This window comes from Parabacteroides distasonis ATCC 8503, assembly GCF_000012845.1.
Classification (GTDB): domain Bacteria; phylum Bacteroidota; class Bacteroidia; order Bacteroidales; family Tannerellaceae; genus Parabacteroides; species Parabacteroides distasonis.
Genome location: NC_009615.1, coordinates 1,680,004 through 1,705,389, shown reverse-complemented (window position 1 = coordinate 1,705,389; position 25,386 = coordinate 1,680,004). Strand labels below are relative to the sequence as shown.

At 43.9% G+C, this 25,386-nt stretch carries 21 protein-coding genes; 6 read left to right on the top strand and 15 right to left on the bottom strand.

Going from position 1 to position 25,386, the window contains the following annotated elements; translation table 11 throughout:
• Positions 1-74 precede the first annotated feature (74 nt).
• Positions 75-1,391 carry a UDP-glucose dehydrogenase family protein gene (locus BDI_RS07300; protein WP_008780420.1) on the top strand — a complete coding sequence of 439 codons (1,317 nt, stop codon included), beginning with the start codon at positions 75-77 and terminating at the stop codon, positions 1,389-1,391.
• Positions 1,392-1,394: 3 nt separating this feature from the next.
• Here the strand turns inward: BDI_RS07300 and BDI_RS07295 are convergent, their stop codons facing one another.
• The 3 genes from BDI_RS07295 to feoB are packed head-to-tail and all read right to left on the bottom strand — an operon-like array spanning position 1,395 to position 5,379.
• Positions 1,395-2,639, bottom strand: coding sequence for a metallophosphoesterase family protein (locus BDI_RS07295; RefSeq protein ID WP_008780421.1), 1,245 nt, complete (start codon positions 2,637-2,639; stop codon positions 1,395-1,397).
• A 44-nt stretch (positions 2,640-2,683) separates the two neighbouring features.
• Complete coding sequence (locus tag BDI_RS21460) at positions 2,684-2,839, bottom strand: FeoB-associated Cys-rich membrane protein (protein ID WP_085931154.1); 156 nt, start codon at positions 2,837-2,839, stop codon at positions 2,684-2,686.
• 50 nt (positions 2,840-2,889) lie between these two features.
• The gene (feoB, locus tag BDI_RS07290; RefSeq protein WP_008780422.1) at positions 2,890-5,379 is read right to left on the bottom strand and encodes a ferrous iron transport protein B; all 2,490 of its coding nucleotides are present in this window, start codon (positions 5,377-5,379) and stop codon (positions 2,890-2,892) included.
• A 137-nt stretch (positions 5,380-5,516) separates the two neighbouring features.
• Between feoB and BDI_RS07285 the strand changes: the two genes are divergently transcribed.
• A complete protein-coding gene (locus BDI_RS07285; RefSeq protein WP_005856155.1) occupies positions 5,517-6,002 on the top strand; it encodes a hypothetical protein in 486 nt (161 codons plus the stop codon).
• Between the two features lie 16 nt (positions 6,003-6,018).
• A complete protein-coding gene (locus BDI_RS20200; RefSeq protein WP_011966464.1) occupies positions 6,019-6,429 on the top strand; it encodes a 2-amino-4-hydroxy-6-hydroxymethyldihydropteridine diphosphokinase in 411 nt (136 codons plus the stop codon).
• On the opposite strand, the gene BDI_RS07280 is transcribed toward BDI_RS20200, so the two are convergent.
• The 9 genes from BDI_RS07280 to BDI_RS07240 are packed head-to-tail and all read right to left on the bottom strand — an operon-like array spanning position 6,373 to position 15,440.
• Positions 6,373-7,386, bottom strand: a complete 1,014-nt coding sequence (locus tag BDI_RS07280; RefSeq protein ID WP_005856160.1) for a class I SAM-dependent methyltransferase — start codon at positions 7,384-7,386, stop codon at positions 6,373-6,375. The two genes, BDI_RS20200 and BDI_RS07280, sit on opposite strands and share 57 nt — an antisense overlap.
• Positions 7,370-8,503: a hypothetical protein gene (locus tag BDI_RS07275; protein ID WP_005856162.1), complete on the bottom strand. Its 1,134-nt coding sequence runs from the start codon at positions 8,501-8,503 to the stop codon at positions 7,370-7,372. The genes BDI_RS07280 and BDI_RS07275 overlap by 17 nt, the downstream gene beginning before the upstream one ends.
• 4 nt (positions 8,504-8,507) lie before the next feature.
• Complete coding sequence (locus tag BDI_RS07270) at positions 8,508-9,743, bottom strand: glycosyltransferase (protein ID WP_005856164.1); 1,236 nt, start codon at positions 9,741-9,743, stop codon at positions 8,508-8,510.
• A 14-nt stretch (positions 9,744-9,757) separates the two neighbouring features.
• The gene (locus BDI_RS07265) at positions 9,758-10,393 is read right to left on the bottom strand and encodes a PIG-L deacetylase family protein (RefSeq protein ID WP_005856167.1); all 636 of its coding nucleotides are present in this window, start codon (positions 10,391-10,393) and stop codon (positions 9,758-9,760) included.
• A 38-nt stretch (positions 10,394-10,431) separates the two neighbouring features.
• Complete coding sequence (locus BDI_RS07260; protein ID WP_010184336.1) at positions 10,432-11,739, bottom strand: polysaccharide deacetylase family protein; 1,308 nt, start codon at positions 11,737-11,739, stop codon at positions 10,432-10,434.
• Complete coding sequence (locus BDI_RS07255) at positions 11,730-12,683, bottom strand: GNAT family N-acetyltransferase (RefSeq protein WP_005856171.1); 954 nt, start codon at positions 12,681-12,683, stop codon at positions 11,730-11,732. Before BDI_RS07255 ends, BDI_RS07260 begins: the two co-directional genes overlap by 10 nt.
• 41 nt (positions 12,684-12,724) lie before the next feature.
• Positions 12,725-13,777 (bottom strand): recombinase RecA, encoded by a 1,053-nt coding sequence (gene recA, locus BDI_RS07250; RefSeq protein WP_005856173.1) that lies wholly within the window; start codon positions 13,775-13,777, stop codon positions 12,725-12,727.
• 9 nt (positions 13,778-13,786) lie between these two features.
• The gene (gene bcp / locus BDI_RS07245) at positions 13,787-14,245 is read right to left on the bottom strand and encodes a thioredoxin-dependent thiol peroxidase (RefSeq protein WP_005856182.1); all 459 of its coding nucleotides are present in this window, start codon (positions 14,243-14,245) and stop codon (positions 13,787-13,789) included.
• A gap of 1 nt (position 14,246) precedes the next feature.
• Positions 14,247-15,440, bottom strand: coding sequence for a saccharopine dehydrogenase family protein (locus tag BDI_RS07240; protein WP_005856184.1), 1,194 nt, complete (start codon positions 15,438-15,440; stop codon positions 14,247-14,249).
• Positions 15,441-15,642: 202 nt separating this feature from the next.
• On the opposite strand from BDI_RS07240, the gene BDI_RS07235 reads away from it, so the two are divergent.
• Together BDI_RS07235 and BDI_RS07230 are read left to right on the top strand one after the other, a co-directional pair.
• Positions 15,643-17,928 (top strand): sensor histidine kinase, encoded by a 2,286-nt coding sequence (locus BDI_RS07235; protein ID WP_008780426.1) that lies wholly within the window; start codon positions 15,643-15,645, stop codon positions 17,926-17,928.
• Between the two features lie 6 nt (positions 17,929-17,934).
• Complete coding sequence (locus BDI_RS07230) at positions 17,935-19,122, top strand: THUMP-like domain-containing protein (RefSeq protein ID WP_011966462.1); 1,188 nt, start codon at positions 17,935-17,937, stop codon at positions 19,120-19,122.
• A gap of 182 nt (positions 19,123-19,304) precedes the next feature.
• On the opposite strand, the gene BDI_RS07225 is transcribed toward BDI_RS07230, so the two are convergent.
• The 3 genes from BDI_RS07225 to BDI_RS07215 all read right to left on the bottom strand — a co-directional run bounded on the left by BDI_RS07225 (position 19,305) and on the right by BDI_RS07215 (position 24,842).
• Positions 19,305-20,135, bottom strand: a complete 831-nt coding sequence (locus tag BDI_RS07225) for a hypothetical protein (protein ID WP_011966461.1) — start codon at positions 20,133-20,135, stop codon at positions 19,305-19,307.
• Positions 20,136-20,169: 34 nt separating this feature from the next.
• Positions 20,170-23,091 (bottom strand): ATP-binding cassette domain-containing protein, encoded by a 2,922-nt coding sequence (locus BDI_RS07220; protein ID WP_005856192.1) that lies wholly within the window; start codon positions 23,089-23,091, stop codon positions 20,170-20,172.
• A gap of 83 nt (positions 23,092-23,174) precedes the next feature.
• On the bottom strand, positions 23,175-24,842 hold the full coding sequence (locus BDI_RS07215; protein WP_005856194.1) for a putative transporter: 1,668 nt from the start codon (positions 24,840-24,842) through the stop codon (positions 23,175-23,177).
• 97 nt (positions 24,843-24,939) lie between these two features.
• Between BDI_RS07215 and BDI_RS07210 the strand changes: the two genes are divergently transcribed.
• On the top strand, positions 24,940-25,293 hold the full coding sequence (locus BDI_RS07210) for a hypothetical protein (protein ID WP_005856195.1): 354 nt from the start codon (positions 24,940-24,942) through the stop codon (positions 25,291-25,293).
• The last annotated feature ends 93 nt before the right edge of the window (positions 25,294-25,386 follow it).

Sequence of the window (25,386 nt, the reverse complement as noted above, 5' to 3'; positions counted from 1 at the left end):
TATGTATAATTCTTGAAATAGTCTTACTTTTGTATCTCTTTTAAATGCACTATAAACATAAGTAATAGATATATATGAAAATAGCGATTGTAGGTACAGGCTATGTCGGGTTGGTAACGGGTACTTGTTTTGCGGAAATGGGGACTGAGGTCTTTTGTGTGGACGTGGATAAGGTAAAGATTGAGAATCTAAAGAAAGGCATAGTTCCTATCTATGAACCGGGGCTAGACGAGATGGTGGCACGCAATTCCCAAGCTGGTCGTCTTCATTTTATGACTGATTTAAAAGAATGTTTGAATGAGGTCGAGGTACTGTTTTGTGCGGTTGGTACACCTCCCGATGAGGATGGTAGCGCAGACTTGAAGTATGTGCTTGAGGTTGCCCGTACGGTAGGACGCTATATGAATAAATATATCTTGGTTGTTACGAAAAGTACGGTTCCGGTAGGCACTGCCCAGAAAATCAAGAAAGCGATCAAGGAGGAACAAGCCTTGCGAGATGTGAGTATTGAATTTGATATCGCTTCTAATCCTGAATTCTTGAAAGAAGGTGCGGCTATCAAGGATTTTATGAGTCCAGACCGGGTTGTTGTTGGGGTTGAGTCTGATCGTGCTCAGAAGTTGATGGCGAAATTGTATCGTCCTTTTTTGTTAAATAATTTCCGTGTAATCTTCATGGATGTGCCATCTGCGGAGATGACAAAATATGCGGCGAACGCTATGTTGGCTACTCGCATCAGTTTTATGAATGATATTGCCAATTTGTGTGAGATAGTTGGGGCGGATGTTAATATGGTACGTAAAGGAATCGGTACGGATGCCCGTATAGGTAGTCGTTTCTTATATGCGGGTTGTGGATACGGTGGGTCTTGTTTTCCTAAAGACGTTAAGGCGCTTGTGAAGACCGCAGCCAACAGTGGTTACCAAATGCGTATCCTAGAAGCGGTGGAAGCCGTAAACGAGGAGCAGAAATCGATATTGTTCCGTAAATTAATGAAACATTTTAGAGGAGATATACAAGGTAAGCGAATTGCTTTATGGGGATTGGCATTTAAGCCGGAAACGGATGATATGCGAGAGGCTCCTTCGCTAGTCTTAATCAAAAAGTTGAAAGAAGCCGGATGTGTAATTTCCGCCTATGATCCGGTTGCAATGCCCGAGGCTCAAAGACGTTTACCTGTGGGGGTGATTTCATATGGTAAAGATATTTATGAGACCGTGATAGATGCAGACGCTCTGTTGCTTGTTACGGAATGGAAAGAATTTCGTATGCCCTCCTGGTCTGTTATCAAGAAATTGATGTCCACGCCTTTAATTTTAGACGGACGTAATATTTATGACAAGACAGAGTTAGAGGAAACCGGCTTTATCTATCATTGTATAGGTCGGTAAATTTTAATTATACGAGATTGTATGAATCTCCGGATAGTTACAATCATTAGAAGGTTTATAGGCACCGAAATAGGTGATGTAAATCTTCTTTTCTTTTGTATCTACAGCATAGATACAAAAACTGTTACTTGATAGGCTATCCTCTTCACGTATGACCCTGTTGTATACCACGCCTTTTTCACTTGGAGCTTGATTGGTACAAAGGATCATTTTTTGTGGAACGAGTTCCGTGCTTTCGTTTTCTAATCCAGTCACGTCAAAATAGGCGTTGCAGTGGATATGTCCACCTAGATAGCAGACAAATTCTCCTTTGCGGTCACTGAAATCTGCTTTGACATTGATGGGGTCTAGGTTGAATTGATTTGGATATACTTTTTCTAATAAGGAACGAGTACGAAAGGCTTCAATGATTTCGGGAATCATATTCCACGAATGGACATAATCCCCATCACATAAATAGGTATCGTTATTTACACTACGGCGTTGAAATGGGTAATGAGTTAAGATAATGACGCTATGATGGTCTGTCATGCCATTTTTTAATGCGGTGTTTATAAGCCAGTCTATTTGTTTCTGGGAGAAATATGCGTAAGATAAAGTATTATATTGGGATGCTGGTTGGTCTAACATATCGAGGGCGATGAAACGGATCGTACCTCCTTGAGGGTTTGCTACATCCGAATAGTAATAATTCTCGGCACTATTTCGATTCTTCGAATAATTACTGTTGGCGAATAATATTTCGTTGATCTCGTTTTTATAAAAGAAGGTACTGCCTATCTCTTCTTCGGAATTACTATCATGATTTCCTGTACAAATAAAGGTGGGGACATGATTTTCATCATAAAGGTAATGAATAAATGAGTGCATATATTCTTTCGCCTTCTTTTTCTTATCAATAGAGATAAAATCACCCGTAGCGGTTATCGCATTGATCCGCAGTTCTTGTTGATTGGCGAATTGGATGGATTGTCGTAGATTTATAGGTAACTCGTAATTATTGCTCGGAGACCAAGAGGATAAATGAGAATCCGAAATATGGACGATCTTAAAACGTTCATAACTTCCACTATCTGTTTTATTGTACATGATTTTCGCTAGTCTCTGAGCTGCGAGCTTATTGTTTTCCCAATAAAAAGGTTCATTCTCTCCGCTACGCAAGTTAAGGTTTTTCCAATCATCTTTACAGCCTACTGATAAGATCAGCAGGATAAAAAGGGCATATATTTGTAAGGCCGTGTTATTCATAACCTATGGTGTATTAGAATAACGCAAATATAAAAAATATTTTGTTATTCCTTCATTCTAAACTCTTTTTTCAACGAACACCCACTACACCCACAGCAAGGATCACTGGATTTCGGTTTCGTAAGCATTCGATAAACCTTATATGCGATATATCCGATAACCGAGATACCAATAACGCAAACTGCTATATCTTGCCACATACCTATAAATTTACCTCCTATATATAACTAAATAAAACATAGGAAAGTTCTTAGCTGAATAAACCCACAAAGAAATTCCCCGTTTGATAAACAATGAAAGAAACGATCCATGCTAGGACACAAGTATAAATGATAACGAATATACCCCATTTCCATGAGCCAGACTCGTTGACAATAGCCGATATAGTCGCTATGCACGGAAAATAAATCAAGACGAAAAGCATTAAGCTAATCGCTATGAGCGGTGTGAATACCAAATTACCTTCCGCGTTACGGTCTTGCTTCAAACGCTCCGACAGGGCTTGGCTGTCATCATCGGCATTCCCCGTGTATAATACGCTTAACGTGCTGACAACAACTTCTTTCGCCGCCATACCGGTAAGTAGGCTTACACTCATTTTCCAATCGAATCCTAAAGGAGCCAAGATCGGTTGAATCGTCTGGCCGATACGCCCGATATACGAATTTTGTTGGTGGTCGATTGCCTTCAAGCGTTCTAACTCCTCTATCGTATCTGTTTTTTCTTGAGAATCCAACTCCGTATTTTCGATCTCCGCTATCTGGCGATCAAACTGATCTCCGCTCTCCGAATGTCTGGGGAAATACCCAAGGAACCAGATGATGATAGAAGCGACCAAGATGATACCTCCCATCTTGTGCAAGTATTGTTTCGCTTTCTCCCACATATGGATCATGATGGATTTGCCGGTAGGCATCCGGTAGGGGGGGAGTTCCATTACGAAAGGAACATCCTCCTCGTTAAACAGGAAGCGTTTGAAAAGACGGGCCATGATAACTGCCAGCAAGATTCCGGATACATATAAAGCTAATAACACAAAGCTGGCGTTCTTCGGGAAAAACGCCCCGGTCAGCAATACATAAACCGGCAGGCGGGCGCTACAGCTCATCAACGGATTTACCAACATCGTTATCATCCGGCTATTACGGCTCTCTATCGTACGGGAGGCCATGATAGCAGGAACATTACAACCGAATCCCATCACTAAAGGGATGAACGACTTTCCATGCAGTCCCATCTTATGCATGATCTTATCCATGATAAAAGCCGCACGTGCCATATATCCGGAGTCTTCCATGAACGATATGAACATATACAGAATCAAGATATTCGGCAGGAACACGATAACACCTCCCACGCCACCGATGATACCATCCACGAGAAGATCCTTCAAAGGTCCTTCCGACATATGGTTGCGCACGAAATTACCGATCACCTCGACCAATGCCTCTATCCATTCCATCGGATAGCCTCCCAAACGGAAAGTGGCCTCGAACATGATCCACATGAATAGGATAAAGATAGGGAAGCCTAAGACTTTATGCGTGACGAATAGATCGATGATCTGCGTACTCGTTGCCTCTTTGATCATATTTTGTTCGTAAGTCTCACGCAACGCTCCGGAAATAAAGCCATAGCGTGCGTTCGTGAATGCGGTCTCACAATCCTCTTGCAATAACTTTTCTATTAGGGCTGTATTACGGTCTCTTTCTTGGAAGATCGTTTCGGCACCGGGCAGCGTTTTTATAAATGTCTCTATCTCCCGGTCTCCCTCTAATAGCTTGATAGATAGATAGCGCTTTGACAAGCTTTTGGGTATATCCACGCTATTTTTCAAGGTCTTCCTAACGTTGCTGATCCCTTTCTCTAAAGACTCTCCGTAATTAATATGGATATGACGGATGACAGGATCTTCTTCTTCGTATACCTTGATTACACGGTTAAACAAATCCTCTATGCCAAAGCCTGTTTTACTTACGGTCGGGATAATCGGTGCCCCGATCATTTTCGCTAAGGACTCATGATCGAATTTATTACCATGGCGTTCCAGCTCATCATACATGTTTAAGGCGATTACCATGCGAACGTCCATATCGATCAGTTGGGCGGTCAAATATAGGTTTCGCTCCAGATTGGATGCGTCGATAACATTGATCACCACGTCTGGTTGCTCTTCATTCAAATGCTTACGCACGTATAATTCTTCCGGCGTGTAAGCGGATAGGGAGTAAGTACCCGGTAAATCTACGATGCGGAATGTATAGCCATTCTGTTGGAAGGTTCCTTCCTTGGCATCTACGGTCACGCCGCTATAGTTACCCACATGCTCATGTGCTCCGGATGCGAAATTGAAAAGAGAGGTCTTTCCGCAGTTCGGATTACCAACCAAGGCTACGTTAATTGTTTTTCCTTTATGTAATGCGATGGCTTGCAATTCATTGCCGGAAGGCAGGATAAAAGAGTCTGCACTCCTGTTCGTATCTTGTACCGAGGTAGCTTGTTCCTTCTCGAAATCCGCCGCGCTAACGACTTCGATCAATGCGGCGTCCGAGCGTCGCAATGAGACATCATATCCCATTACACGATAGTGAATAGGGTCTTTGAGCGGAGCGTTTTGTATAACGATCACTTCTTTCCCTCTGATAAATCCCATCTCGATAATGCGTTTGCGGAAAGCTCCGCGACCCATTACCTTTACTATAACACCTTTATCGCCTGTGCGAAGTTCTGATAATCTCATGTCCTATTAAATGTTACGCGAAGGTAGCTTGAAAACTTCGTACCACCAATACCAACTAATAGGTATTTTTTTATTTCCATGGGTTGTTTTTCGAGTATTTTATGTATGTTTGTGCCACAAATTTCAACTTTAGACAAATGAAACTACGAATTACTTTGTTCACCACCTTATTGGTTCTTCTGTCTGCTTGTTTTACAGGCTGTAAAAAAGAATTGAAGGATTTCTCTTTTAGTTATAGTATGGAAAGTGTAGATAACTACAAACTAATGGTTCTGTTTGATAGTGACAAGACATTCCGTATCGAGGAGTATAATTATTATATGGATAATTTCGCCAAGAAACGAGATCCTAAAATTATGGAGGGGACATTGACTGACGAGGAGTTTGCTTCTTTAAAACCGATTCTGCAAAAATGTAATTTCTTTAAGATGAAAGACTCTTATGGCTTTGAGGAGGAGACGAACCGGGATTTAGGGGATATCATGTATCAGGTTTCATTTACCACGGAAGGTAAGGAGAAATTTATCTCTATCCGTAATAGCGATACCGGACAATTTTCCGCTTCTTTCGTGAAGTTGATCGGTTTTATCAATACATTCTTGAATAATCATAAGAATGACTAAACGCTTTTAGCCGGAGATGGAGAATAAACGAAACCGGGTTCTATTGTGCTTAGGCTCTAATTGGGATAAAGAGAAAAATATGGAGCGCGCGGCGGAGATGCTGCGTGCTCATTTTGTTTTTATACAGTTTTCTCAGCCAGTTTATACGGAACCGATCGATTGTCCATTATCAACTACATTTTTGAATCGAGTGGCTGTTTTGTATAGCGAGGAGAGTCCGGCGCGAATAAAGGATGTCTTGAAAGGTATAGAATGCTGCATCGGCCGTAAGCCGGAAGATAAATCTTGTGGGCGTGTGCCGATAGATATTGATTTATTGCAGTGGAACGACCAAATCTTGAAAGCAGAGGACTTGACCCGTGAATATGTTCTAGATGGCATCTGCTCGCTCCTTGCCGCAGGAGAGAATGATGAATGGTGCCAATAGAAAACCAAAGGAGCCGCTGTTGCGGATCAATGCGTTGATACCTTTGCATATCAAAGAAAGAACTGGGTTGTTTCGGTCTGCGTTATAAAATCCTTTCTCTACTTTAAGCTTGAACTGGTAGGGTGCCAATAAGTCCTCATAAGTCTGTATGGGAAGGATTCGTTCGGCCCAATTACCTGTAGCCGGATCGCAAGTATTGTATGGGTCTTCCGGGCTTGGTAAACTCTTTTTCTCGATCGCTTTTTGGATATCGGGATAGGTCAAGCCTCTAGTCTGCCGGGCCCATGTCTCTACTTCTTTTGGGGAGAAAGCCGGGCAAAGTTTCGTTATGAATTGCTCTCGTAATGTATAATAGTTGGGGGATTCCAAAGATCCACTTTCGCATCCGATCATCATCTTATGTAACCGTTGTTGGACATACGGGTTGAATGGTGTAGAGGCTGTCGTGAATAGTAGATACATGGAATCGTTTATATGGATTAAATCCTTGAAGAACAAAGATAAATCATAGACATGTTCTATCAGGTCCGTAGCGATTAAAAGTTGGGGGGAGACTTTGTTCCTTGCGCACCAGTCCGCAAGAACATCTGAATCTCCATGGAGTATGGTATCGGGGCCTATTCCTATTATTTGTTTCAATAGCTGGATCGTCTCCACGGAAGATGGGTTAAGATCAATATAAATAACTTGTCCTATTCCTATGGATTTCGCCAGAATACTAAGGAAGCCGGTTCCTCCTCCATAATCGATTAGCGTGACATCGGAGATAGGGGTTTGTATCGCTTGAAGTCCTCTTTGTAGGCAATCTGCGTATATATGCATGAAATAGCTTAACGCCGGCTTTAAGTTGCCGATGTATCGCTTATTATAATCGCTGATAGGTAATTTATTATAGTCGATCGCTTTCAAACGTTCGGTTAATGTATGTAATAAATCACTTCTATTCTCTTTCATCATATATCATCTTGTATAAACGTATCCCCTGATCTTCATTAGAAAAAGCAGGGAACAATAATTGTTTTCGTTTATCTATCGCCTCTTTATCTATAGGTAGGGCCATTAATTGTTCGCAAGCCCGTATCATCTCATCCGGCGTATCGGCGATATGGCATAAAGGATCTAATCCGCTACCCGCTAGCATGAGATGATTGACAATCGTATGCCTTCCGGCGAATAAGCTGTTCAAAAGCTTTAGTTTTAGGCCGGTATCTTGAAATGTGATTAGCATATGAATTTGTGCGTTGTGGATCAATGCGTCCATACGTTCCTTACTGGGATTTGCTTCTACTTTTATATGTGGGTAAGGAGCGGCTGCCTCTCGTATCAAACGGGTCGGGTTCATGCCCGCTATTATGCAGGTATGTTTTAATTGGCTGAAAACATGCTTGGTGAGAAATAACACGGCTCGCTCATTCTCGATAACGGATAACTTGCCATGATATAAAATATAATCGGATTTTCCCGGTTTGGCCGTAATCCGGTTATTCTCGTGGAAACAAGGAACGAACTCGATCCTTTGATTGGGAAATTGTTTTCGTAAATAGTCTGCGTCTGTCGTGGATACGGCGATTATCAGATTTGCGTACTGTGCTACTTTCTGATAGGCTTGGAAGCGCATGGCCTCGATCTTGAAAAAGGCATTGCGAACCAATCCTTTGCCAGACTTTGCCAAGTGGCGATAATAATCGTGCTCGATATTGCACTCCCGGAATATCTTCATCCGGTTTCTTAAACGGGGATCGTCCATATAATAGCAGGAGTGGAGGCCCTCAAATAAGATCGGGTAATCATTTTGTAAAAGATTCTCGATCAAGCGATGATCTTTACGGCTATATACATTGTAAGGGAGCCATGTTAAATTAGCGATTACCCCGGTACGGCGTTTATAATAGAAAACCTTGTCGCAAATGCTTTCTAATTCCGGTGCGTGCGGACGTTCATATTCGAAACAATGTAATATGAGTTTCACGCCGCATGCATGCAAGGCCTCCAGTTTATAATACACATCAATGACCCCTCCGTAATTGGCGGGATAAGGTATATTGAACGATACTATGTTGAGGTATTTATCCATCTGCTTAAATCTCCTCAAATATACGCGCAAATTGGCTAGCTTGCTCTTTCCGGGAATAATTCGATAGCTTATCCCGATTGACGGGCGAGGTCGTATATCCTTTTTCCTGCCATTCCTCATAGTAATGTTTCAAGAAATCGTACACCTCGTCTACCCGGGTTGCGGCCAGTCCGGAATGGGTCTCCTTGATGGCTTCGGCGAGGTAAGCCTCGTCACTCTGTACGCATAAGATGGGTTTTTCTACCGCAAGCGATTCAAAGAACTTAGTTGTCATGAAGCCTTTTGGACCAGACGTGTCAAACTTATTCGTCAAGGAAAGCAGCACCGAGCTTTTGTTCAAGATGAGGGGAATATCGGATGCCGGTACATACTCATGGTAATCCATGAAAGATTGCACCCCATGTTGTTCGGCCTCTTGGCGGATGATGGAGCGGGACTCTTGATCGGTATACCATACAACTCGAAAAGTTTCGGGGATAATGACCTTGTCCTCCGTAAGACGGGCGATGGCCGCAAATAATAACTCCGGATTTCGGATCGCTAAACTTAACAACCGTCCGGTATAGGTAATGATAAACCGGGAGGTCTTGATTTGTTGCGGATAGAACAACTCGGGATCGAATCCGTTATAAATCAGTTTTACATTGGGATTATATTGTTTAAGTACCTCCACGTGCCAAGGCGATACGGTCGTGACACAATCCGCTACCTCCAAAGCGTTATTCCGCTTTCTAAGTAACCGTTTGCGAAATCGCTTTGTGATGAATGCGTCTAGCCATGAAAATGTATGGAATTTATGCGATATATATTCGTTGGAGGCGTATTGCTCGATAATATCTCGTAAATCCACGACGAAAGGGAGGTTGGTATGGATCGCTAACGTCTTGGCGGCGGTTAAAGGAAAGGTACGGTATGTGCTACACAATATTCCTTTGTACTGGTTGGTCTTTATTAAGGGAATACATGCGTTGATTATTTTCATGTCTTTATAACCAAACAAGATGTCTAGAAACATGACCCACATCCATTCGATATGCTTTGAGATCTTTCCTGATGCTTTGTAGTAGCGGACGCAATATACGTCCGCATACCCCGTAAGGAATTCGAATGTATTGTCTTCTATGTATTCTGTCACTACGGTAACTTCCCATCCCATGCGTGTCAAATATTTGCATAGATATCCCATTCTGGGGGCGAAAGCGGGTGGGAACATATCACATATGATAAGGAGTTTATTCATGGATTCAATCAGGGTTATAAGAATAGACGAATGACTTCAAACGCTTCCGCATAGGTACATCCTGCTTGGACGCCCCGTGCTCTTGCTAATGAATAGATAAAGTCCTTGGATAGATAATCTCTCGCTCCTTGCGATTTATAGGCTTTCAATGATTCTACCTTTGCGTCGATATGGCGCTCTTCCAGCCTTACAAAACATTGTGTATTGAATGTCAGGTTGTTCCAGATTAACTCATAACCTAATATATTCGTGTTTTTGAACGCTCGTAGACCCTCTTGGGCGATCGTCGTATGATCTTGGTGGATGTCGTGCAAGCTAGGGATGAAGACTAGGTCAAAATCGGATACTTTTTTCAGGCGTATTAACTCCTCTAATATCTCTTGTCTTGCGTATCCCAGTTTTCTTACTTCGTAATTGTATATGATTAGGTTTCCCGGTTCTATACCTAAGGTCTGGGTCGCTTGCTTGACCTCTGTCTTCAAGATATCTTTCGGAAAACCTTCGGGAACCGATTGCTGTGCGGTGGAGAAAGCCACATAGGTCACTTTTTTACCATCTTCTATCAGGCGTGAGATAGTTCCCCCCAACCCAAGTTCCCCATCATCCGTATGAGGGGCGAGGACTAAAATATTTTTACAATTAGTAATCATTCTTTCTGATTTATTTGAATACAGGGATTTTGTTGTTTTCACTGCTTCGCTAATTCTTTTAATAGCTGGGCGTATAATTTACGTAAATAACTTCCGGACCCTTCTTGTACGGAGTCATTATGCCATAGTAAAACCAATTCACCTCCTACATTATTTACTTGTTCCACTAAATTCCGGCAATAGGTTAAAGCCCTGTCAAAATCCAGTCCCATATATTTTTCCTCCTCTAGGGTACAATCCATTATAATAAGCGGATGTAGTCGGAGAGGAGATAGCCGGCGGGTGATCGGATTGATCCAACGAACCGGGTAGCAAGTCCCTAACCGGAATCCGGAGACATCGGCATACCCCATGGTGAAATCGTCCGTAACCCCAGCAGCCTCTATTTGGTCCATATCTTCCGGTTCCCGGATAGCCAAGAAATGATGACGGTTGAACCGAACATTTTTACCGATATGATCTTCCAGACCGGTTTTCTCTTTCCGGATAAGGCTGGGAGTCGTACCCGCTTGGTAGCTACTATGCAAACCAATAGTTACATTATGCTCTAGAGCACTTTTTATCAATTTACGAATATCTTTATTCCTCAAATCGTAATGAGGTTTGTCGTGCTTGGCTTTCCCCCCGTTCCGGATAAATAGGATAGGGTGACATTGTTCCTTCCCGATCAAATCCTGAAGGATACTATTCTGGCGGAAAAACCAAGGGAAGGTATAAAACGGGTCTTTCTCAAGGGTACCGAATTTACCTTGAAAGGATTTATATAAACCTCTTCTATCTCTAATAGACCGTATCAAACCTTTCCACGAACGATATAGAGTCGGAGAATCTACGTCGTGCGTGAGGTAGATCTTCCGGATTTGCTTTTTTACCTCGGGTACACGTAACCGGGATTGGCGTAGCCAACGATGAAGCAGCATGCGATATTCATCCACGATCGGACGATGCAGGAAACCGGCCCGGTAGGGCAAGGACTCTTTACCGGGAAATCTTCCATGCTCATCCCGAAGTCCACGCCGTACCATCTCCTCGTATCTGGAAATGAGAAAATAAGTACTTGCGATGATATCGGCATGAACCACCCATGTATCTCTTACCCATTCCTCTTTCGGCGAGCCGAATAACAAGGGGATACCTTGAACCTCTTGCAAAGGGAGTTCCGGTAAGGAAGCAGGAGTCCCGTATGTTTGTCCATCAAAGAAGCCGGATGGAATGATAACGACGTTATATCGGTCGAATTTATTGGGATCAGCCGTGTACCCGATCGTTTCCACCAGTTCGCTAGGGACATCATCTCCTACAAGAAAACGTATTATATAATGTAAAGTGCGATTTTTCATACCCATTTGCTTAGTTTAATGCGTGCTCTGTCTAATAAACTCAATTTCCCCCTAGATATTGTGAAAAATGGGGTTTGGATAGCTCCGAACTCGCGGAAGAAACGTTCTACTCCGGGTAGCATAGACCCTTCGAAATCAAATACCGTCGTAAATTGAGAAACGAAATGAAGACATTCCCACAGGACGTAGCTTTGCGCTCCGGAACCTCTATAGACCGGATTTCCTCCTCCAGCGAGATAGTAAGCCGATCGATCTTGCCATACGATGAAAGCGGCCGCATGTAAATGGCCTTGCTCGTCATAACCTCCCCATAAATCACCTTGTCCTCTTTGTCGGCAAGTGGCGATCAAGTCTTTCAGTACATTCGTGTCTTCCTTGATTCGTACATGCTGGCGGTCAAATGTTTGGGCTTGTACAGCTAGGAACTCATTCAAAGGAATCCCTTTTTTTACGGATATATGGTATTTATTCTGCGCTTTCGTAATATTTCGCCGGATATTGGGGCTCATATTCTCCCATACCGCTTGATGATCCCGGATATTTTTTAATAAATAGGTATAACGTGTCGTTTGGTTATATCCCGCCCAATAAAACGGAAGCCAATCCGTGATGTCATAATTGAAATTTTGCAGGAAGTGCGGATAGCGTTTTAGTTCTTCCGTGAATTGTTTGCATAGTTCTTGACGTCGTCCTAACTCGGTCGTATATTTCGTGTCGGAGGAACTTGCGGTGAACCAAGGGCCCATTGTTTGGGTGTAAGAAGGCATTGAGACAATATCGGAATGGGGGACGTAAAGGGGGAGGGTTGCCTGTATCTTTCCCTTTTGTTCTATAAGCAAGACATCCCATTTTTTTTCTCCGCAAACCGTATCCAACCACCAGTCATGTGAGAAGATCGGTATATTTTTTTCAGTATTGCAAAGTAAACGATATTTGTCTTTATTACTCATTACAATTTCGTATAGGGGCGGGGGGTGCCCGCCCCCGCAAATTACTTGTTGGCTTTTAATGCCTCAAATATTAATTCGGATAATTCGTCTGCCAATTCGGGATTGTCCTCGACACATTGTTTTGCCGCATCACGACCTTGTCCCAATTTGGTATCATTGTAGCTGTACCACGAACCGCTCTTCTTGATGATATTCAGTTCAGAGCCAAGATCGATGATCTCTCCGGAACGGGAGATACCTTGACCGAACATGATATCGAACTCTGCCTTGCGGAATGGAGGAGCCACCTTGTTTTTTATGACTTTCACACGCACTTGGTTACCCTTGATCTCGTCACCATCTTTCAGCTTTCCAATACTACGGATATCCAAACGGACTGAGGCGTAGAACTTCAACGCATTACCACCAGTCGTCGTTTCCGGGTTCCCGAACATTACGCCGATCTTATCACGCAATTGGTTGATGAAGATACAGGTCGTATTCGTCTTATTGATCGCAGCTGTCAATTTACGAAGGGCTTGCGACATTAAGCGAGCTTGCAGACCCATCTTGCTGTCTCCCATATCGCCCTCAATCTCAGCTTTAGGAGTCAAAGCGGCTACGGAGTCGATAACAATGATATCTACGGCGGATGAACGGATCAACTGCTCGGCTATTTCCAAGGCCTGCTCACCGTTATCCGGCTGGGAGATCCATAGGTTCTCTACATCAACGCCTAACTTTTCAGCATAGAAACGGTCAAAAGCATGCTCCGCATCGATAAATGCGGCGATACCTCCTTTTTTCTGAGCCTCGGCGATCGCATGGATCGCTATGGTTGTCTTACCGGAAGATTCCGGACCATAGATCTCGACGATACGTCCTTTCGGATATCCGCCTACGCCCAGCGCTGCGTTTAAAGCGATAGAGCCTGTCGGTATCACCTCGATATCCTCGATGTTTTCATCGCCTAGTTTCATGATCGAACCTTTTCCGTAGTTCTTCTCGATTTTATCCATTGCCGCACGTAAAGCCTTTAGCTTATCCGTGTTAGCGGCTGGTTTACCACCTTCTTCTTTCGCTTTTTCTTCGAACAAATTTTCTTCTTTTGCCATATGTGTCCCTTATAAATTAAGGATTTGATTTGCATGGTCTTTTGTCTTCACCTCTTTCGGCCCGATGATATTAGTAACAATACCTTCCTCGTTAATGATAAAGGTGGTCCGGAGAGTCCCCATGTATGAACGTCCGTACATTTTTTTCTCAGCCCACACACCAAACTGTTCTTGTAAGGTCGTGTCTGTGTCCGCTATTAAACGGAAAGGTAAGTTTTGCTTTTGTATAAAGCCTTGATGCGATTTGGCGCTATCTTTGCTTACTCCGATGATCTCGAAGCCTTTCGCTTGTAAGGCTTGATAGCCGTCACGTAAGCTGCATGCTTCCGCCGTGCAACCGCTCGTGTTATCTTTCGGATAGAAATAGAGCGCTACTTTTTTCCCTTTATAGTCACTCATCTTTACCTCTTTACCGTCTTGATCGGTTCCCAAAAACTCGGGAACCTTATCGCCTATTTGTACTGCCATATTACAATTCTAAGTCAATGTTAAACAATTCATGCCAAGGCAAACCTTGCTCATTTAGCTCTTTCATGAATGGGTCCGGATTGAATTCCTCTACATTCCATACTCCCGGTTTCTTCCAAATGCCTTGCATAAATAATTTGGCGCCGATCATGGCGGGAACACCGGTGGTATAACTAACACCTTGCGCTCCTGTCTCTAGATAAGCGGCATGGTGGCTACAGTTGTTGTATACGTAATAAGTTAATTCCTTACCGTCCTTGATACCACGGATGCGGCAACCGATGGAAGTCTCGCCAGTATAATTCTCTCCCAGATCACCCGGGTTCGGCAATACGGCTTTTAAGAATTGGATCGGAACGATTTCCTGCCCGTTGTAAAGGATCGGGTCGATACGAGCCATACCGATATTTTGGATGACACGTAGATGAGTCAAGTATTCCTGTCCGAAAGTCATCCAGAAACGAGCCCGTTTGAGGGTCGGGAAGTTTTTGGTCAAACTTTCCAATTCCTCGTGATACATCAAATACGATTCTTTCGGTCCTACATTCGGATAATTCAAGGCTTTATGTACGCTTAACGGATCGGTCTCCTTCCATTCCCCATCCTCGAAATATTTGCCACGTTGAGTAATCTCACGGATATTGATTTCCGGATTGAAATTGGTAGCGAATGCCTTATGGTGATCTCCTGCGTTGCAGTCTACGATATCCAGATAGTGTATCTCGTCGAAATGATGCTTTGCCGCATAGGCTGTATATACGCCGGTAACCCCCGGATCGAAACCACATCCCAAGATAGCGGTAAGACCGGCTTTCTCGAAACGATCTTTATAGGCCCATTGCCAGCTGTATTGATATTTGGCTTCATCAAGCGGTTCGTAGTTGGCCGTATCTAAATAGCTAACGCCGTATTCCAGACAAGCATCCATGATATGCAAGTCTTGATAAGGTAAGGCCAGATTTACCACCAAATCCGGTTTGAAGGCGTTAAACAAGGCAACAAGCTCTTGCACGTTATCTGCGTCTACCTGTGCGGTTTGCACTTTTACGTTCTTGATATCGGCGGCGATCTTGTCGCATTTACTTTTCGTACGGCTAGCTACCATGATATCCGTGAAGACATCCGCATTCATCGCTATTTTCTTAACAGCAACGGTACTTACGCCCCCTGCACCAATAACTAATACTCTTCCCATTTACTAATAGAATTAATCTTGTTAATATACAGTTTACAAGGTTTTCAACCAATGGACAAATATACGGCTTTTCCTTGACAATCCCTATAAAAGATTTATTTATTCATTTTAGAAGGGATGAAAGGAAAGAAAGATACAGCTAATGAATGTGAATACTGAAAATAGTCGTACTTTTGTCACATTTACTGTTTAAAGTTTGGACATGAGATTTTTAAATTATGCCGGGGGTGTTTTTATTCTGCTCTTATTGGCGTTGGGGTGCAAACCCGAGGCGAAGCGGAGCCGTGTGCTTGTGATCCAATCTTTTCGGTGGGATGACAAGAACTATCTGGAATTAAACTCGGATATCCGGAAAGAACTGAGAAAAAACCGGGTGAATGCGGACATCCGCACGTTTTATCTCGATTGTGAGTGCTATATGGCTGAGGAGGAAGAGGAACGGATGTATAACTTTATCGATACGATACGTCTTTGGAAGCCCGACATCATATTGGTGAATGATGATCAGGCTACCTATACGTTGATGAAATGCGGCCATCCTTTTGTAAAGAAAGTTCCGGTTGTTTTCTCTGGCGTCAATTTCCCTAATTGGGATTTGCTGGAAAAATATCCGAACGTAACAGGTAGTTGGGACAAGATTGATTATAAGGAAAACCTTCGTTTGATCGATCAGCAAATGGGAAAGTCTCGCATTTATATCAATTATGATAAGACCTCCTTAGGGCAGTTGGCTTTCCGGGAGTTGATAAAAGCGGTCGATACGAGCCGATATGTATTGAATTATAATCAATTGGCTTTCCAATTAAATGACCCGGACTTTAAGGTAGATTCCATGACGTTTAGAACCGAGATGAGAATGAAGGCGATACGTCCTTCGAAAAATGTAATTCATTTCATGCCTTTTCGTAAAGCCAATGGGGAGTTTTTATTGAGTAATATTAATGGTACCTATCCTTATTGCGTATTTTTCAATATCCGTTATGACTATACATCCGCAGGTTTGTCTAAGATGTTCGTGACTCCTTCATTTACGGCGGTGCGGGAAATCTTTAATATAAACGTGGAAGTTCTGGGAGGCTATTTTTGCTCGAATCGCATACAAGCGGCGGAACAGGCTCGGTTGGCGGCTAAAATTCTTTCCGGTACGCCTGTCTCTTCCGTTCCGATCGTAGAGAGTCCTAAAGAGTATCTGTATGATTGGGGGGAGATGCAACGTTTAGGTATCTCAAAGGAGGAGGTCCCTACTAATGTTCACATCATCAATATGCCTATTTCTGAACGGTATAAGATTGGGGTTTTTATCGCCTCTTCCTTGGGCGTGATCTTATTGCTGGCATTGATCGGTTATTTGTTTTATCTCTATTGGCGGGAAGCAAGACGAAGGAAAGCGGTGCTCGCTAATTTAAAGCAAGAGAAGGAGCATCTTTCTTTAGCGTTGGAAGGGGGGAATATATTCGCTTGGAAATTACAGTCTGGTACCTTCCGGTTTGACAACGAGTTCTTTAGCTATGTGAATATTTCTCCCCGGGAAATTCCTTTGGATGAGCTGTACGAGATGACTCATCCGGACGATAGGCAGAGTTTGCGCTCCTTGATTGATTTCATTTGTACGGGTACGATCTCTCATCATATCCTTCAATATCGTTGCGATTTTAACGGGAAAGGTTACCAATGGTGGGAATTTCGTTACGGAAGCTTAGAGGATGCGAATGATGGGTATGTAATCAATGGCTTATGTTTGAATATCCAAAATATCAAGGATACGGAGGAGGTCTTGATCTCTGCGAGGGAAAAAGCCGAGGAGTCGGATCGGATGAAGTCGGCTTTCTTGGCGAATATGAGCCATGAGATCCGTACGCCGCTGAATGCGATTGTCGGTTTCTCGAATTTAATGAACTCGGAAGAGGTCTTGGAGCCGGAAGAGCGTGAGCAGTTCGTGAAGTTGATTAATACGAACTCCGACTTACTATTGAAACTGATCAATGATATTTTAGATCTTTCCCGTATGGAATCCGGAAAGATGAGTTTTGTTTTCGATCGCCATGATTTGAATGTCTTGATCAATGAAATCTATTGTACTTTCCAGTTGATGATGCCCGAGGGGGTAGAGCTACGCATGCGTGTCCCCGAGATCCCGGTGGTTGTGGCGGTAGATCCTTATCGGCTGAAACAAGTATTGTCTAATTTTATCAATAATGCCATCAAGTTCACGACTTCGGGCTATATAGAAGTGGGATACTATTTCTGTACGAAAGGCGACTGCCTTCATATCTATGTAGAAGACACTGGTATCGGTATCCCTGAGGAGAAACAGAAGCAAGTTTTTGATCGTTTTTGCAAATTGGATGAGTTTGCGCAAGGCACCGGACTCGGACTGGCGATTTGCCAAGTGATAGCGCAGCGTTTCGGCGGTGAGATACAATTGAAGTCGGAATATGGTAAAGGTAGCCGTTTTATGCTAACTTTGCCTAAAGAACGTATAGGTTGACAAAGCATGGAACAAATAGAGGAACTTTCACGATTTATCAAGGAACATGCGTCGGATGATTTGAATCGTCTGTTGCTTTCCGCCTCTCGTTATCCGGGGATCGATATCCCTTTCGTGGTGGATCAATTAAAATCTCGGCGGCAGATCAAGGATAAACTACCTTCATGGTATCAAAACGATCGACTGGTTTTTCCGGCGAAGATAGCGGCGGAGCAATGTTCCTCGGAACAAACTGCCTTGTACAAACAGAGGTTGGTAGATCCACAGGCACATGTATGTGATTTGACCGGAGGGTTGGGGATCGATAGCTATTTCTTCTCTCGGAAAGTACAGCAGGTTACTTATATCGAACGCTTTCCCGCTTATTGCGAGGCGGCTATCCATAATTTCAAGGTACTAGAGGCTGATAACGTAACGGTATTGAATGGCGATTCTACGGAGTTGTTGGCTGAGATCGATGGAATAGATGTGTTCTATATCGATCCGGCTCGTAGGGGAGAAGGAAATAAGCGGGTTTTCGCATTGCAAGATTGCGAGCCGGATTTAACAAAGCTAGTCCCCGTCTTATTTAGTCATGCCCCAAGGGTGATCGCTAAACTATCCCCGATGGCGGATATTCGTATGACACTGGATTTACTTCCGGGTGTGACTGACATACAGGTTCTTTCGGTGAAAAACGAATGTAAGGAACTTTTATTTGTGCTGGAACGAGGCTCGAGAAACGGGAATCCTCGGATCTGTTGCGTGAATTTTATCTCGGAGGAAGAGTCGGAATCGTTTACGTTCTCATTGATGGAAGAGCGGGAAGCGGTCGCCTCCATCCGTGGAGAAGTCAAGCGTTATTTATATGAACCGAATGTCTCCATCTTGAAGGCAGGTGCGTTTAAAGCGGTCGCCACTCGTTTCGGATTGAGTAAATTGCATGTTAGCAGTCATTTATATACGTCGGATGAGGTAGTCCCTTGTTTTCCGGGACGTTCTTTTGTGGTAGACGAAGTGATCCCCTTTACGAATAAACAATGTAAGACCTTGTCGAGGCAGATTCCCCAAGCGAATATCACAGTCCGTAATTTCCCCCTCTCGGTGGAAGAGTTACGTAAGCGAACTAAAATTGCGGATGGAGGAACTATCTATCTTTTCGCTACTACTCTGGAAAATGGGGATAAGGTACTTATCAAAGCTCATAAGATATAGGATACTGCATAGGTGCTGCAGCATTACTGCATAAGGGTTGCAGTACTACTGCTAGGCCTGTTGCAGTACTACTGTAAGGCTTGTTGCAGTACTATTGCAAAGCCTGTTGCAGTGATATCCGAAGGGATATAAAAAAGTGTATGATGTTATCACCATACACTTTTTATGATATGAGGTTTATATTACTTCAATAGATTCGCACGCATTTCCTCAATCTTAGCTTTTGACTCACGAGCCGTATTTATGGTTGCTACCATTCCGCTTAACGGAGCGATTGTAGTTCCTAATTGCTCCAAGTCAGGATAATATTTAGCTAAGTCGGCTGTGATCTGCTGGATGATACCGATACGTTTTTCCATATTCTCGCTCAAACCGGCGGAAATAGCGTCGCCTTTAACAACCAAGCCCGGATTTGCGTATACAATGGCATATTCTACAGCCATGCCCCCTAACAACTCAAGCTCAACGTCAGCCTTATCATTTTCCATCATAGCGTCGATCAATTTGTTTTCTTGGTTTTTCATGAATTTGCTTAACTCCTCTTTGCTGGCGTTAGCGGGAGCGGACTCTTTCATGATGTCGATAGCGAATGGAATGTCCAGATCCGTAGTCAATTTAACCAATACGTTCTCGATATCTGTAGTCGGCTTTTTCATAGCCTTCAATACGTTCAAGTCTGCGAAGTAGATACCGCAAGCACGTGCTTTCTGGGCTTGTGTGTTCAATTCGGAAACCTTGCTGACCGGCAACATAAAATCAGTATTAGCGACAGAGATCGTAACCTCGCCGGTAGATACTTTGTAAGGCAACTCCGAATCCGGCATATCTTTCAAGAAACGAGTGACCTCGTCTTTCAACTCGGCAGTAAGCAGACCTTTAGATACTTCTCCTGCGATAACTGCTTCTTCCTCTACTTTTTGCTCAGCGGCGTCTTGTTTTTTACTGCTGTTGCAAGATACCATTCCAAATGTAATCGCTGCTATGGTTAGCAGGCTAACAAAACTCTTTTTCATGTTATTCTTTATTTTTAGATTATATATTTTGTCATTAATCGCTCCCTTTGTTTAAATACTTGCCGGGAAACTCTGCGAAGATAGATATAATTACCAATAAAGCAAAGATTCCTAACATTAATAAATTAAATGTAAAAGTAGAAAATGTATAACCGGCGAATTTTTTCTCATGACTATAGAAAGGCGCACGTCCCCAATTATTGTCCGGTTCCAGATAAATCTGCCCGATTTTAGGGTAGATCCGGTTGTGGGCCTCCTTATAGAATTGGGTACTGGTTGAGTTGAGTACCAGCTCCTCGATGGCTGAGTTATGATGTTCCTTTTTCAAGGTGTTCAACCATTCGGAGCCGTGTTCTTGAATGACCTCTTTCCGTTTTTTCTCTAATAACGCCGTGAAATTATCGCTACGGGTATGCAGGGCTTTTTCTACTTTATCCATATAGCTCTCGTAACTCTCTTTGGACGTATAGGGGGCGATACGGGCGGCACGGGATAGTACGGCCAGTTCGTTGTGGATCGTCCGGGTGTTCTTTTCCCGTTTCTCCGGGATCAGGTTGAGGCTGTTTATGAGGCTGCGCACCTCGTCAGCATGGACATTCCGGTAATATTGCGCTAGGAACTTTTCTTTCTCGACCGTGAAAAATAGGCGGTTGTAGCTGTTGTTCCGGAATTGTTCCGTAACCAACGCCTCGAATGCCCAACGTGAGGGAATAACCTCACCGATAAGGGGCACTATGTTCCGGCTGGATGCGCTTCTGCTCAAATCGTCGAACTTGACAACTAAGCCGCAAAGTAAGATCTGCGGGATTAAAAGCAGCGGTATCGTTATATAGATCGCTACGATCGAGTTTAGGGATTGCGATAGTACCAAACCTGTCAGGTTGGCGAGGAATGAGGTTGCCCATAGCGTGATCCACCAAGTAAGGAACATCTCGCTTCCAATGCCTATCAATAAATTTCCTACCACTATGAATAGCAAACTTTGGATCGCTGAGATACAAAGCAGGTAGAACATCTTTGACGAGAGATAACTGCCTCGGCTCAATCGCAAGAATCGTTCTCGCTTTAGGAGCGTCCGGTCCTTGATGATCTCTTCGGCGCTGATACTTAATCCCGTGAAAGTAGCGACAATCACCGCCATGAAAATGTAGGATACCAGATTTTTGTTCGCCAGCAAAGAATACCCGTCATCGGGTACGAAGCGGGTGAGCAGGGCCACGATCACCGCCAATAAAGGAGTCTCCAGTAAGGCGATGCACAAGTACTGCTTATTGGTCAGCTTGGTCTTTATGTTTCTTTCCAAGAAGATACAGAATTGCTTCCAGATCGAGGGCTTCTGCTGATGATTCGGGGGCAGGGGGGTAGGCTTAACCTCTTGGAACTTCGGGCGGGAAGCTACATATAACTCATGCCATTCTTTTGAAGTTATCTTCCGGATGTTTGTCTGGTTTCCGCTATCGTCTATCTTTTTTGCGTCGATAATGGTTAGGATTAGTTCCGGATTGATATTTCCGCAGGTGCCGCAAACACTGATGTCTTGATCTGTATAATTGGCGATCCGTTTGAAATAGGTGATCGCCTCGATCGGGTTACCGTCGTAAATCGGGTAACCGCCGGTATCTAATAACCATAGGCGGTCGAACAGTTTATAGATCTCGGACGAAGGTTGGTGGATATTGACAACCACGAGCCGTCCCCGGTGTGTTTGTTCCTTTAACAGCATGATGACCTTTTCGGAATCGGTGGACGAGAGGCCGGAGGTAGGCTCATCCAAATAAAGGATCGCCGGCTCACGGATAAGTTCCAGTGCTATATTTAAACGTTTACGTTGCCCTCCGCTGATCGTTTTCCGGATTGGAGACCCGACGGCCAAATCCCGGATCTTGCTCAGATCCAAATCCTCCAGTATCGTATTGACACGATCCTCGATCTCCTTTTTGGTCAGGTTGGCGAAACAAAGGCGGGCGGTATACCATAGATTTTGGAATACGGTCAGCTCCTCGATCAGCAAGTCATCCTGAGGCACGAAACCGATCAATTGCTTGCATTCCGGATCACTCAGCGGATGTCCGTTCAGGCATACATTTCCCTCTCCGGGGATAATATTCCCATTTAAGATGCTTAACAAGGTCGACTTACCAACGCCGCTTCCTCCCATGATGGCTACCAACTGGCCAGATTCAAGGTTGAAAGAGAAATTGTGCATACCGTTCTCGCTATTCTTGAAGCTGAACTCGATATCCCTCCCGGTTAATAAAATACGTTCCTTATGCTCATTCTGATTGAATACATCGAGGACATCACTATAATAAACCGGCAAGAATAGTGGGCTTTTGATTACGCTGCTGCGTTGCCAGCCATAGAAGATACCGGAAGTAAGCGGGATATCGTTCATGAATACCCGTCCGCTGCCTTGGTAGATAAAGACCATTCGGTCGAACCGGGTCAGTCTCAACACCCGTATCTCGCCCTCCAACCCCCTTCTGTAGATATGGTTGACGTCTTTATCGCTATCATCAGCGTTGATCGTAAGTATGGAGGGGGATTTTTTACCGACTACAAAGGCGTATAGGTTGTCGAAGGTATCCGTATCGATATTGAATATCGTAGCGATCTTATGGAAAATGGCTAAGTTCTCGTTCAATCCTTCATTGTTGCCATGGGCGAACTCCATGAAACGGAGAAGAAGCAATAGTTGGTCTTCCGCGATCAATTTGGGCTTGAGCTGGTTGCATACGTTAATAATAACGCTTTCTCTATCGATGTCGAACTCCGGGTCATCGTAAACACTTTGTATCTCTTCAAATAGCTCCATATATTCTTTATGGGAGCGGATACCAAAGTGACTGGTTAAGTAAGAATTGACAGCTTGACGTGCTTGATCACTTTCTATTTTTGCCAAGGACGCAAATATAGCGAACAAGTTTAGTAGCCCATTGAGTATAGTTTCATTCATTCATCAAAGTATTGTTTCAAATGTCTTGCAAAGATAAGGTAAGTGAAACAAAAAACAGGTCGAATGTTAGACTTTTTAAGCGGTCAAGTGAATAACATGATCAATAATTGGGCAGAAATCACCCGGATGAACATGGATAACGGGTAAACCGTAGCGTAAGATACGGAAGGCTCGTCACCCTCGACGGTCGTATTGGCATAACTCAAGGCCATCGGATTGGCCATGCTTCCGCATAGCATACCTATGTTGTGGGCGTAATCTAACTTGAAGAATTGCGAGGCGATGAACCCGACGATCAAGACCGGTACGATCGTCAATAGGAAACCGAGACCGATCCATAACAATCCCTCGGCACGGAAGACGGTCTCGAAGAAATGAGCTCCGGAGTCGATTCCCAGTCCCGCCAGATAGATCACTATACCGAACTGCCGCATCATCAGGTTTGCGCTCTGGGTGGTATAAGTCGTTAGGTGGAAACGGGGGCCGAACGCACCCATCAAGATTCCAACGATGATCGGTCCTCCGGCGATACCCAGCTTGATGGGGGTACTCATTCCCGGTATGGCGATTGGGATCGCCCCGATTAATACGCCCAGCGTAAGTCCTACGAATATGGCAAGCAGGTTGGGGTTATCCAGCCGTTTCAGCTCGTCTCCCAATATCTTACCCACGTTATTCACGGAATTGGCCTCGCCTACGATCGTTAGTTTATCCCCAATCTGTAGACGGAGGTCACGGGAGGCCACCAGATCGATACCCGCACGGTTTACCCGGGTGATGTTGATCCCGTATAGGTTGCGGAGCCGGAGCGAGCCTAGCTTTACCCCGTTTACCCGGTTGCGGGTTACGACGATACGGCGGGAGATCAATTGGCTGTCGATAGCGTTCCAGTCAATATCTTCCTTATTCCAGTCCGTAGTCTCTTGTTCTCCGAAAAGTACCTTGATGGATTCGACATCCGCCTTTACGGATATGATAAGCAAATGGTCTTTTTCCTTTAAGATGGTTTCAGAGGTAGGGATCGTCACCTTTCCGTTCCTCCAGAGGCGGGAGATCACGAAATGTTTCTCTGTCAATTTCATGACTTGCTGGATGCTCTTATTGTAAATAGAGGGGTTTAATACCTGAAATTCCGCTACGTTTGTTGTCGTGTCTTGCTCCTTATGCGTGCTCTGTGTCTTTTTTGCGAATAAGGACCTCAAGATGATAATAGCGAGAATTACGCCTACGACACCTAATGGATAAGCTACGGCACAGGCCAGAGCCATATCCGTTACGTTCCTCGTATTTTCCGGATCCATTTGTAAGAGCGCTTGCTGGGCGGCACCTAGGGCCGGGGTATTCGTTACGGCACCGGATAGCAACCCTACCATAACGGGGACGGAAATTCCTGTTATCCAATGAAACACCAACGTCAAAATCAGTCCTAAAGCGATCACCCCTAATCCCATCGTATTCATTTCCACCCCGCCTTTTTTTAGGGAAGAGAAGAAACCGGGACCTACCTGCAATCCCAAGGTATATACGAAAACGATAAGCCCGAAGTTCTGAGCGAAGTTCAGCATGTCCTTATTTACGGTAATGCCCAGATGCCCTGCCATAATACCGGCGAAGAATACAAAAGTGATGCCTAATGAAATGCCGAATATCTTTAGCCGCCCTAAATACACACCAACCGCCGCCACGATAGAAATGACGGCCACGGCCTGTATCATCGAGGGTTCTGTAAGCGTCTCAAGTAACCAATTCATAAGAGTTTCTTTTTTGCTTTAGAAGCGCAAAAATATATAAAACAAAGCAATTAAAAAAATTGTAGTATCTTTGCCCACGAAATAACGATGATACAGGGTGAGGGAAACGATGGTTAAATATATAAAGTGGTTGCTGCCGGTACTTTTTATTGCGTATTATAGCAGTGTCTCGCTTTTTACGCACGTCCATGTGGAGCATGGTACGACCATCGTGCATGCGCACCCTTTCAAGAAGACGGCGGACGGTACTTGCCATCATCATACCTCTTTGGCGGAGATACAGTTGTTTCATATGCTCTCATCTATTCACGTGATGGACGGGGCGATTCACCTGTTACGTTTACAATTCTATTCTTTAAAAATATCTAATCTCTCTGAGTCTCCGGTCTATCCGGATCATGTCACTTCCGTTGAGGGACTGCGATACCTGCGGGCTCCCCCAGTTGTTTGATTACATATCCAGAAATCAATATCCGTTTGTAGAGACGGGGCATGCCCGTCTCCTCGGCAATTCGTAATCATTAATATTCAAACAACTATTAAT